At 57.8% G+C, this 8,510-nt stretch carries 8 protein-coding genes; 3 read left to right on the top strand and 5 right to left on the bottom strand.

The annotated features are described in order from the left end of the window. A partial coding sequence (locus tag ACS5Q1_RS44980) for a PDZ domain-containing protein (RefSeq protein ID WP_473104299.1) occupies positions 1-473 on the top strand: 473 nt, incomplete at its 5' end. 348 nt (positions 474-821) lie between these two features. Then, positions 822-1,052 carry a DUF6894 family protein gene (locus ACS5Q1_RS44975; protein ID WP_473104301.1) on the top strand — a complete coding sequence of 77 codons (231 nt, stop codon included), beginning with the start codon at positions 822-824 and terminating at the stop codon, positions 1,050-1,052. Positions 1,053-1,150: 98 nt separating this feature from the next. Here ACS5Q1_RS44975 and ACS5Q1_RS44970 read toward each other — a convergent pair whose 3' ends face one another. Both ACS5Q1_RS44970 and ACS5Q1_RS44965 read right to left on the bottom strand, forming a co-directional pair. Next, the gene (locus ACS5Q1_RS44970; RefSeq protein WP_473104300.1) at positions 1,151-2,566 is read right to left on the bottom strand and encodes an ISKra4 family transposase; all 1,416 of its coding nucleotides are present in this window, start codon (positions 2,564-2,566) and stop codon (positions 1,151-1,153) included. Between the two features lie 93 nt (positions 2,567-2,659). Next, a complete protein-coding gene (locus ACS5Q1_RS44965) occupies positions 2,660-3,349 on the bottom strand; it encodes a plasmid pRiA4b ORF-3 family protein (RefSeq protein ID WP_473104298.1) in 690 nt (229 codons plus the stop codon). Positions 3,350-3,633: 284 nt separating this feature from the next. On the opposite strand from ACS5Q1_RS44965, the gene ACS5Q1_RS44960 reads away from it, so the two are divergent. Beyond that, positions 3,634-4,107: a sigma factor-like helix-turn-helix DNA-binding protein gene (locus tag ACS5Q1_RS44960; RefSeq protein WP_473104297.1), complete on the top strand. Its 474-nt coding sequence runs from the start codon at positions 3,634-3,636 to the stop codon at positions 4,105-4,107. A 13-nt stretch (positions 4,108-4,120) separates the two neighbouring features. On the opposite strand, the gene ACS5Q1_RS44955 is transcribed toward ACS5Q1_RS44960, so the two are convergent. The 3 genes from ACS5Q1_RS44955 to ACS5Q1_RS44945 form a co-directional block, all read right to left on the bottom strand. After that, positions 4,121-4,912: a restriction endonuclease gene (locus ACS5Q1_RS44955; protein ID WP_473104296.1), complete on the bottom strand. Its 792-nt coding sequence runs from the start codon at positions 4,910-4,912 to the stop codon at positions 4,121-4,123. Positions 4,913-5,036: 124 nt separating this feature from the next. Beyond that, on the bottom strand, positions 5,037-5,264 hold the full coding sequence (locus tag ACS5Q1_RS44950; protein ID WP_473104295.1) for a hypothetical protein: 228 nt from the start codon (positions 5,262-5,264) through the stop codon (positions 5,037-5,039). Between the two features lie 440 nt (positions 5,265-5,704). After that, positions 5,705-6,820 (bottom strand): hypothetical protein, encoded by a 1,116-nt coding sequence (locus ACS5Q1_RS44945; RefSeq protein ID WP_473104294.1) that lies wholly within the window; start codon positions 6,818-6,820, stop codon positions 5,705-5,707. Positions 6,821-8,510: the final 1,690 nt, after the last annotated feature.

Raw genomic sequence — 8,510 nt, 5'->3', positions numbered from 1 at the left:
TAGTCACGGCGGTCAATGGCGAGCCAGTGGCCGATGCCCGCGAACTGTCGCGCAGGATCGCCGCGCTCCAGCCCGGCAACAGGGTTGAGCTGACGTACTTCCGTGGCGGCCAGCAACAGACGGCAAGCGTCAAGCTTGTGACCCAGCCGGAGGAGAAAACGGCCCAGGCCGAGACGCCTCCGGATCATGGCTCGCAGCTTGGCCTGCGGCTTGCGCCAGCATCGTCTGTGCCTGGCGCAGGCGACAAAGGTGTCGTCGTGGTTGGCGTCGACCCGTCGGGCACGGCTGCCGCCAAGGGTATCAAAGAGGGTGATGTGATTCTCGAAGTGGGCGGTCAGGCGGTCTCGAACCCGGCCGAGGTCAAGGCCGACCTTGCCAAGGCTCAGAAGGAGAGCAAGAAGATCGTTCTCCTTCGGGTCAAGAGCCAGGAGGGTACACGTTTCGTCGCCATCAGCATGGGGAGTGCGGGCTGAGGCGATCTTGGGAATGTCGCGGAAACTTCTGCTACCCGAATTGGGGCCATCGCGTGCTTGATACAGCAGCTTCGGTGAGCTTCGGGAAGGACACGACCATGGCGAAACGGTCGCGCCTAACTTCACCGCTCTTGGGCGCCGAGAATGCCAACCACCGCTGTGGCACTAACCCGCTGGCTCAACCAAGCTCGTCGCGATGGCGACAGCCCCGTTTCATGAGCCCCACCTTCGCTGACATTAGCCAGGGCCGTGTGATGCGGCTCTTCTATCTCACAAAATCAGAGGCATTATGAGGCACGCCAATGTCTATGCTCCTATGCTCGGATCCTGAACAAGCCCGACTTGATCATGCCCCTATATTATCTTCACATCCGGAATAGGAATAAGCTTGCGCTGGACTCGGAAGGCATAGAACTGCCTGACATTGATGCAGCCGTTTCAGAAGCCCTAAGCGTGGCGCGGGAGCTCTTGAGCGAAGTGCCCGACCTCGGAAGAAATGCGAGCATCGAGATCGCTGACAGAACAGGCCAAACAGTCCTCACTGTCCCGTTCTCGGACGCAATCGACCCGCGGCGCTGAAGGAGTGAGGCGCCTCTGCAGGTTCAGCTGGAGGAGAGCTACTTCGTAGGCAGGACATTTATGCGTGACCCGGTTGGCTCGAGCGGCATTTTGCTTCTTCAGAAGCCTGGAGAGCATGAGGAGTTGTGGGGCAATTTGGCGGCTGCTCGACTCTGATCCCAGGTACTGTCGTTCATCATGCCGGGGTACCAGTGCTCAAATGCGCCACCTAGCGAGCCATCCGGGGTCCTGGCCCGCGTCTGCAAGAGCAGATGAGCCCCGCGCCGGCTCCACCGCATCTGTTGCTTCTTGGCAAAGCGCTTGCTGATAACCGCGTTCACTGTCGCCTCAACGAAAGCCGAGGAGATCCGCTCGCCGGACCGGTAGCGCTCGCCATAGTTGATTAGGCTCGCTTCATTGCTGGCGATGTAAACCTGGAACTCCCGCATCGCCGTCCTGAACTTGCGCAGGTTGGGGTAGCCACTGTCGAGACCTTCGAGGTCGAGGAGCAGATCCTCGATGGCCTCCCGAGCGCGGTACGTGTTGCCGTGCCAGAGGAACCACTTGATCCGGCGCAGTTCATCCAGAGCCACCATTCCAGCTTCCTTGTCATGGTGCACCAGACCCTGAGCAAACTGGCGTAGGACCGTGATCCGCATGGTGATGTGGAACCAGTCAAGCACGTGCTCGCTGCACGGGCTGATCCGCTCGGCAAGCGCGCGGATTTCCTCACCACCATCCGTGATAAAGGTCAGATCCTGATTGGCCTGGAACCCTTGGCGCCTGAGATGATCGATGATGCGGCGCTGCGGCTTGCGATCATAGCCATGAACGAAGCCGATATAGCGGGCATCTCCCTCTTCGGGCATGGACCGGCCGACGATCAGTTCGAAGTTCCTCTTTCTGTCGCGCCAGTCGCGGATGTAGCCACCGTCCAAGCCAATGACCATCCGTCCATCGGGAATCGGCAGATCCTCCCAATCGCGAGGGTCTGTGCCCTCCGAAAACGAGGTCCGCTGCTCAGCCAGATCGCTCTCCATCCGCTCAGCGGCTCGCAGGACATGCTGACGTACCGTCGTTGCGTTGACACCGCTCCCGATAGGAAGCACGTCGGCCAGGAGATCGGCGGCTGCCGCATAGGGCACGAGCGAGGCCCAGCGGGTCTCGAGATACAGACGCTCCGGCGCAACCTGGTCGGGGAGCAACTGCTTCAGTGGCGAGATCGTTGCCGGACCGTTGGTCTGCCGCTCTTTGGGAACGTAGAAGCGTGGGCTCTTGAGCTGGACATCGCCGAGTAAGGTCCGGAAGGTGATTGGGGAGCTGCCCTTGCACCGGAGCTTGCGACCACTGATCGCGCAGTGCCGATGTCTCTCGAGCCAACCATTGACCTGAACCTCGACGATCCGCTGCTGAGCGGCCGCCAGCAGGGTCTTACTCTCGGCCAGAGACAAGCCCAGATCTTCGGCCCGCTCGGTGATCTTCGTCAGCGCTGCGATCTCCTGCGTGGTGCCAACGGTACCGTCGTCATCGACGATCTGAAGTGAAGCATGATCCTGACCTGCATGGCCCTCTCCGTACGCTAGCGGGAGGTCTCAAGCACCGACTTCAGATCAACGGGATCTGTGGCCTCACCACTGTTGATGCATGAGGTCAAGGTACTCAGCCTTGCTTAGTCGAACGTTGACGTCCTTGCGGGAGAACGGCTTGCCCTGCCAACCTTGGTACCCTTCAAGGCGCACCAGAGCCTCCCGAACGTCGTTGATCTCCTCAGCGTCGATGGAAGCGCATGTGCTTCGCTTCAAAGCGAGCTGATCAACGAAATCGGTCAGGGCGGCGAAATCATCTCCAGGTTCTGGAGCGGTCCAGGCCCCGCGCCGCGCTAGGAAGCCGGCCACGCCGCCGCAATCCTCTGGCGGGCAAGCCTCCTGACCATCCAGGCAAAAGGGATAGGTTGTCTGGGGGTCAGCCTCATGCCGGCTCTCGAGGCGCACCTCGTGCCCCCATGGACCGTTGAGGTCGTACTCATAGCGAAAGCGAGTGCCCAGGCGAAGCCGAAGCTCGGAGAGCGGAACATCGGGAGACCGGGCCGCCAGCTCCAGGGAGCCGAACCGCCGGGCCCGGAGCATGAACTGGAACAGGTGTATGCTCTCCCAGCCCATCGCCACCTGAAAGACACCATGTAACTCCCGCAGCGTCATGCTGACCGGGACCTGAACCCGCCGCCAGATCATGGGGCTGATCCCAAGCAGCCAGATTCTGAACTGCAGAATCTCTGGAGGATCGGGTGCCTCGCGTTCGGATGGGGTGCGCTTTGGCAAATGAAGGTGTCCCGCAGTCTTGTTTCGTCTGGCCGGAAACCTTGTACAGCTGGCCCGTTATCAAACTGCCCCACAACTCCTCATGCTCTCCAATCAACAACCAATCTGAATAGCCGAGCTTGAAAAACGCGAATCATGGACTCTATTCTGTTCCAGTCGGCTTAATTCAGCGATCTATCCGGATAGCGTGTGGGGCATGCGGACCGTCTTACCGCCCTTCCCCTTTCAATAGTCAGCCTGAGCCGATGTGAGTGCATCGGGGCGGGAGTTCAGGAGTCTCTCTTTTGGCTACGCTGAAGCAATTCGAAGAAGCGCTGCGCGCCCAAGGCATGCATATGGCCCTGGCCATCCTGGAGAAGATGCGCAAGGAGGAGAAGAAGTCGCGGTCGATTGCACCCGCCCGTCGGGTGTCCGGGCGCAAGATGACGCCGGACCTCGCCCGAAAAGTCCTCGAGCTTCATAACACCACTGACATGACTCAGCAGGAGATTGCTTTCCGGCTTGGGGTTAATCAGGGGCGCGTGAACGAAGTCATTCGCCGAGGGAAATGGTTGACCGAAGATCCGAATTCCGAAGAAGCGCAAGCACGGGACAAGGCAAAAGCCCGGATGAAGCGGATGCAATCCGAGGACACGCCGATTCCACGTAAGCAGCCCGTAACTGTGAGTGCTGAGGAAGCGCCAAAGAAGCCTAAGGCGAAGCCGTCTAATCCGGCGCAGTTGTCGATCGACGACTTTCTCAAAGTTTCGAGCGATTGAATGGAATCGTGTGTCAGTGGGACCCGGCCCCGCTGCTTACGATCAGGTCAAGCCGCTGCAGATCGGCATGGTGCATCAGCAGCACGCCGTTCTTATGCGCGAGTTGGTGAGCTGACCTGGTGAAGACCGAATTGGTAACAACCACTGCGTAAGGTGCATCCTGAAAGGCGGCAGCGGCATAGGCTTCCTGAACAGCCTTATTACCGACGGTGCCGTTGTAGAATTTGCACTGGATCACAACTCGCCTGTCGTTCTTCTCCGCGATGATGTCGGCGCCCTGGTCGCCTGATCCGGGAGTAAGCGTAGCATGCCAACCTGCCTCCTGCAGGACATCCCGGCAGTAGAGCTCAAATTCCCGGCCAGTCATCGCATCATCGAATTCGACCGCTGGCTCAGCGGGCTGGTATCGGTCGATGATCCGGTTGATCCGTGTCCTGAGGCGGCTCAGGTGCCCCTTCGGGTCATTGGCGAGCAGATGGTCGATCTTCCTGCGCTGAAACTCCGGCAGGAGCGTCTTTTTGATGAAGGTGGTGAGGTGCTTGCCCCAGGTGTCTTCTGACACGTTCCCATACTCGTCTGGCGACAGCATATGGGCGCGCTTGGTTGCCAGGGTACGAATGTGTTTCAAGGCCGCCCGGTCTGTCAGATCATACATCAGCAGAAGCGAGTGGACCTTTGTCAGACGCAAGAAGATCAGAATTCCCAACATTGACCACGCAGCAACTGGCTGGAGGTACAAGCCGATGAGGAAGGCCGCAATGAGCGCGAGGCTGAAACCCTTATGTCTCCACAGGTACCGAAACATTCCCTTTTCCCGCGGCGAGTGGCTATCGTCGATATGACTGAAAATCATCTCGATAGCTGAGTGGAGTTACCATCGGCTTCGCAAAGAAATAACCGGTCGGGAACTCACAGGAATATTTCGGTAGCTACTGTTTAGTAATCCGGGTTCTGTCGAGGATTTGACCGGCAAACTCTCGCAACTCCTCTGCGGTGCTTGTCTCGTCCCTCTGAATGACGAAAAGCCCGGTATGCAGCAGGATCATCAACTCCCGAACTTGCCGTGCTTCGCCGTCGGCGGCTGGCATGGCTTCCACCATCTTGGCTCTCATGATTGCGGCATCGCGATCCAGGATTTCCATAAGACGGGTGGTCACTGCGTCTCCTTTCGGTGGCGTGTCCGAGGGGTAGACCAGTTCAAATAGTTCGCCTCGTCGGATTGATAATATGCAGGCGCAGGAACGTCCAATCACTCAGGCATTGATGCCGAATGCAATACAATAGCCGTAACACGCATGATTTGCTTACGCGCGTGACTGCATTAACGCCACCTGAGATTGACCCAGCTGAATGCAAAGTTGCCAAATCGGACAATGACGCAAAGCAATCCGGTATGGCGTTTACTCACTAACAGCATTGGTGGCTCATGGTTTGGCGCGGTGCTCTGTTGCCTGAATGAAAGGATGCGCTCGCAGCCAGCATTCCATGGGAGCGTCACAGTGTCAGTTGACCCCATTTCAGTAACTTGGACGAGACCCAACTTTCTCCACTTCCGTAAGGGTCACCAGCTGCACTTCGAGGGACCTGAGTGCGTAGGTTACAGAAGGCGCTCGATGACATTCTGATCGGCCAAGCGCTTTGTGCGGATGCGGCGAAGTTTTTCCTTCTTGATCGGATCGGAAGGGACGAAACCATTTGGATCACTGCCGACAACGGCTCGATAATCCGCGATATTCTCATTGGCGCGACGCAAGGAACGCGATGTTTCCTCAACAAAGGTCTCAGAGACCGTGATGGTATACTTGATATCGACCTTGCGTTTACCCTCGGCGATGTCGTTGCATTGAAGCTCCTTGATAACGCCGTCAGCTTTGAGGTTCTCCATGCCTTCCGTGATGCGGCGCATTGCGTCACGCGGACGCTTGGTTGAAAGGGCCGACCCGTCAATGACCTCATGGGCATAGATCACGTGCATGTGCGGGTTCATGCGATGATAAAGCACATCATGATTGAGCCGCATGTAAATCCAACGTTCGATCGGCCCACGCATCTTCATGACGGCTTCGTAGTTCATCTGGCGGAAGTCCAGGTGCATCATGGCTTGCGAGACGAGCCAATTGAACTGGACCGTCGATTTAGCCCGCTCCTTGCCCCTGTTGGCGAATGCAAGCTGGGGGAAGGCAGCGCTCGAGATCACGCGTTCATGGATCTCGCCATCACCCCCGACATCAGTTCGAATGATTTCGACGGTAGACTGGTGAAGGATGGTGAGCGCCTCGACGATCTCGTAGTAGCTGTACGTGTGACCGGTTCGGGCGAGCTCAGCCTTTACCTCGTTGATGCTGAACGAGACATTGACCTCGTCCTTAGCGCTGAGGCTGATCCGGTTACGCATCGCGGCGATGCGGCGGATAACCCATTCGACTAGTCGCTCGCGCTCGCCAGGATACTGCTCGCTTTCTTTGCCGTTCTTGTCCTTGATACGGGCTGGCTTGAGGGTGACCTGATAGACCTTGCCCGCGAGCGTGAATGTCCGTTCCAAGGTCTTCAGGTATTTCCCGTCCTTGAGATCGTCGGAGGCGCGGGAGGGAATGGAACGAGGAGCCACGTCCCATAAGGAGATCGTATTAGTGATTCCGGGTTCTTCTACCACCCACAGCTCGCCTTGCAGGCTTTCGTGGATGATGGTCCTGGGCTTCAGAGCCTTCGACATGATGCGTCTCCTCGCCGGTCAAGGTACTTAGGACTTCAAACCATACAATGCTAAATCGCTTAACCACCTGCATTTGCTGCGGCACATGGTAGGTCTGAGCCGCACATTCAGTAGGTTTGGATCGCACTTGTAGTAGGTCTGGGTCGCGCTTCTGGAATGGTGAATGTTCGAGAGGCTCCTCGGTCAGCGAATCTAGGGCTTGGTCATAAGCGGTTGGGGAATCTCCGATTTCAAGCCGACACTCTAAGTGCGAGTCAAACCTATCAGCCGGGCGGGGAGGGGATGGCCGCAATCCTAAGTGCCGTTCAAACCTCTCACGATGGAAGCGATCGCGACTCAAACCTTTCCGACAGGGGTCTGGGGCAGGGGATCAGGCTCGGTTTCCCCGAACGTGCGGGTCAAACCTACCGAATCTGGCGGTTCGGATAGTAGGTTTGGATCGCGCACGGGGAATAGTAGGTTTGGATCGCGCACGGGGAGGAGTGCGACTCAGACCTACTGAGGTCGTGAGTCAGACCTACCGAGGTCGCGCGTCATACCTACTGAGTCCGCGGGTCAGACCCACTGAACATCGCTGAGTAATTTGACAGCAAGTCCAGAGGGTTAGCTTTTATTGGTCAGTTTCAGGATGAGGCTGGCTATGAGTAGTGCGTTCGAACTTCTGCAGACTATGGGGAGGGTATCCCGTCCTCAGCAAGCGGTAGTCGCGGAACAGGGCGTCCACGAGGGGCGCTGGACGAGGGATCAGGTTACGGCGTTCTTCGAGCTTCCGGAGCGGGAAGCTAGGGCTAAGGAGCGGCGTCCCCGAGCTCCTGCAGTGACACGTCGGGCACGTCTGTCTCGGTGCCGCGGTTCCTTCAGTCGATATGTTCGGCGGTTCAGTATCGATGTGCTGGTTCATCCCGGTCTGAGCACCGGAGCGGTTACGACCCTGGTGTACCTGATCTCCCGCTGCGGCCGGCACAAGCAACTGCAGACATGCACTTCGTGGTTAGCGGCCGGCCTCGGCGTGTCTCCAAGGACCATCCAGAACCATTACCGCCAACTCGAGCAGGCTGGCTTTCTGGTTCGCTCCAGCCCAGATCGGCTTGGGCGGACGACGATCTATCTGACCAACTTGGTTGAGGTCCGCCCTGTTCAACAGGAAGACGCTCAACGCCTTGCTCAGCATGGGGAGGGTGCGAAAATTTGTTCGCCCACCAATGAGACAGATTCAAAAGAAAGGGGGAAATCTCACGCCCAAAGGGAAAGCGCGGATCGCGAAGCTCCCGGGCTCTCTGAGATTCAAAGGATGTCCGAAGCGAAGGGTGCGCCCATCAGAGCCGCTTCGGCCGTGGCCTCTTATAGATATTCCGGAAAACGGCATCCGCCTGGCTCTTCGTTTGAAGCGTCTCAGCCTCGGAGAACTTGCGGCATCAGTTATCCATCTTGATCATCACGAGAGCTGTCGAGATTTTTGCGAAGAGTTCCCGGGTGTCGGCGACCTCTTGGGATACTGGAGGATCCATTTCGTGTACCTGTCCCGGCGTGTAGGTGAGATCGCGCTTCCACGCTCCAATAAGATTGCTAGCCCACCCTATTCATGAGACATGTTGATGTTTGCCGTTCTGGACTGCGATCGCGGGCGCTCGTTGCGTCTGTTTCATCGCGATGAGGTCTGGAATATGGGGAACGCGTTGGCAGGAGTTGG

The organism is Microvirga sp. GN3 (genome assembly GCF_055792825.1).
Note: the sequence above shows the minus strand (reverse complement) of the source record. Positions and strands in the feature narration are given on the sequence as shown.

Excerpts from the sequence above, each read along its gene's own strand:
- ACS5Q1_RS44975 (WP_473104301.1), top strand. The coding sequence starts at position 822 with ATGCCCCTATATTATCTTCACATCCGGAATAGGAATAAGCTTGCGCTG.
- ACS5Q1_RS44955 (WP_473104296.1), bottom strand. The coding sequence starts at position 4,912 with ATGTTTCGGTACCTGTGGAGACATAAGGGTTTCAGCCTCGCGCTCATT.
- ACS5Q1_RS44945 (WP_473104294.1), bottom strand. The coding sequence starts at position 6,820 with ATGTCGAAGGCTCTGAAGCCCAGGACCATCATCCACGAAAGCCTGCAA.